Here is a 1,753-nt window from a genome sequence, read left to right as displayed (position 1 = left end):
GGCCGATGGTCGTCACTGCCGCGGTAGCCATGCCACACTGCGAATATGGGTCGACACCCGAAGCAGCCAAATCATCAGCTATCGGGACTCCTCGCCGAGATCCGAGTAAGCCGGAAAGGATTTGCGCGCCGAATTGTCGAGCGTGGCAAATCAATTGGCATCGAGCTCCGCTACGATCACACATCGGTCGGTCGATGGCTGACCGGTGAGCAACCGACACAGCCGGGGCCAAATCTGATCGCAGACGTCCTCACCGAATTGTGTGGTCGTCGTGTGATGCCAGCCGATTGCGGTATGTCCGGTGCGGAGTCGCCTGACTTGGGATTGGAATTCTCGTTGAGCCTCGTGGAGGCGACCGCCTCGGCGACCGCGTTGTGGAGGAGTGATGTGGAGCGTCGCCGGTTCTTGGAGGGCACTGCCTACGCCGTCGCGGTCTACCCGGCCGCAAGCATGCGGTGGCTGACCCTGCCGGGCTCTGAACACCCCGTCTCATCGAGCGGTCTGCGCCGCGTCGGGGTTGCTGATATCGACGCGGTGCGAACGATGACCAAGGCGTTCGGTGATCTCGACAATCAGGTTGGTGGTGGCAAGGTGCGCTCCACGGTTGTGCATTACCTGCACACCTCGGTGACTCCGCTTCTGCGTGGCAGCTATACCGAACAGATCGGGCGGCGGCTGTTCGCTGTAGCGGCCGAGCTGACGAAGCTGGCGGGCTGGGCCGCCTACGACCTAGAAGAACATGGCCTCGCGCAAAGGTATTTGATCCAGTCGCTGCGAATGGCACGTGCAGCGGGAGATTCCGCGCTGAGCGCGGAGATTCTTGCCGCGATGAGTCATCAGGCAACCTACGTCGGACGCCCCGGTGACGCGATCGATCTCGCTCGGGCGGCGCGGATCGCGGCCCGCTCTGCGGGCCTGCCGACGTTGGAGGCGGGTTGCCACATGGTTGAAGCGCATGGGCATGCCGCACGGTCCGACGAGCGGTCCTGCGGTGCATCGCTCAACGAAGCGGAGCGCGCGTTCGATCGGGGCGAGGCGAACCGCCCCAACTGGCTGACCTACCTCGACTCGGCGTATATGTCGGCCAAAGCCGGTCAATGCTTCCAGGAGCTCGGCGAGCATGATCGTGCGGCGAAACTGGCGCGCGTATCGCTGGACATGAGCGAGGGGTACCAGCGTGGGCGTGTGTTCAACTTGTGCTTACTCGCGTCGAGCCTCGCGGTGGAAGACCCGCGCGAAGCAGTCCGGGTCGGTTCACAGGCACTCGAATTGTCCGGAGGCGTGGAGTCCCGCCGAACCCACGCCTACCTGCGCGATGTGCGCGCACGACTCGCCTTCTACGAGGAAATGCCAGAAGTGGCGGACTTCCGTCAACGGGTAATCGCGGCTAAGGCAGTGTGAGCGCCCGATACACACCGACTACAGTTGCCGCTCCGATGATTTCGCCACGGTCGATCATCTGCACAGCCTCATCAAGGGGCACCCACCGGATTGCCTCGGCTTCATTGATGTCCGGGCGGGTGTCCGTGAGGTCGGCACCGCGAGCAAGATACACCTCCTGCGGCTGGTCAAGAGTGCCGATCGCGGGTTGGTAGGTCACCAGGTGTTGCATGGTGCGCGGACGCCACCCGGTTTCTTCCTCGACTTCGCGGGACGCCGCCGCAGCCACGTCTTCGGCGTGGTCGACATACCCGCCAGGCAGCTCCCAAACCCACTGGTCGATGATCCACCGGTGCCGGTACATCAGCAGTAC

2 protein-coding genes are annotated in these 1,753 nt (G+C 63.6%); one reads left to right on the top strand and one right to left on the bottom strand.

Annotated elements, in window-relative coordinates; translation table 11 throughout:
* Positions 1-45: 45 nt before the first annotated feature.
* Positions 46-1,401 carry a hypothetical protein gene (locus ACFWF3_RS34705; RefSeq protein ID WP_379318291.1) on the top strand — a complete coding sequence of 452 codons (1,356 nt, stop codon included), beginning with the start codon at positions 46-48 and terminating at the stop codon, positions 1,399-1,401.
* Here ACFWF3_RS34705 and ACFWF3_RS34700 read toward each other — a convergent pair.
* Positions 1,388-1,753: NUDIX hydrolase (locus ACFWF3_RS34700; protein ID WP_379318289.1), on the bottom strand; the 366-nt coding region annotated here is incomplete at its 5' end. The two genes, ACFWF3_RS34705 and ACFWF3_RS34700, sit on opposite strands and share 14 nt — an antisense overlap.

The sequence above is a fragment of the Nocardia sp. NPDC060220 genome, from assembly GCF_042727815.1.
Lineage (GTDB): Bacteria > Actinomycetota > Actinomycetes > Mycobacteriales > Mycobacteriaceae > Nocardia.
The sequence above is the reverse complement of the archived record's forward strand: the minus strand, read 5'-3'. Positions and strand labels throughout refer to the sequence as shown.

Coding starts and splice junctions, on each gene's coding strand:
- ACFWF3_RS34705 (WP_379318291.1), top strand. CDS start 46: ATGGGTCGACACCCGAAGCAGCCAAATCATCAGCTATCGGGACTCCTC.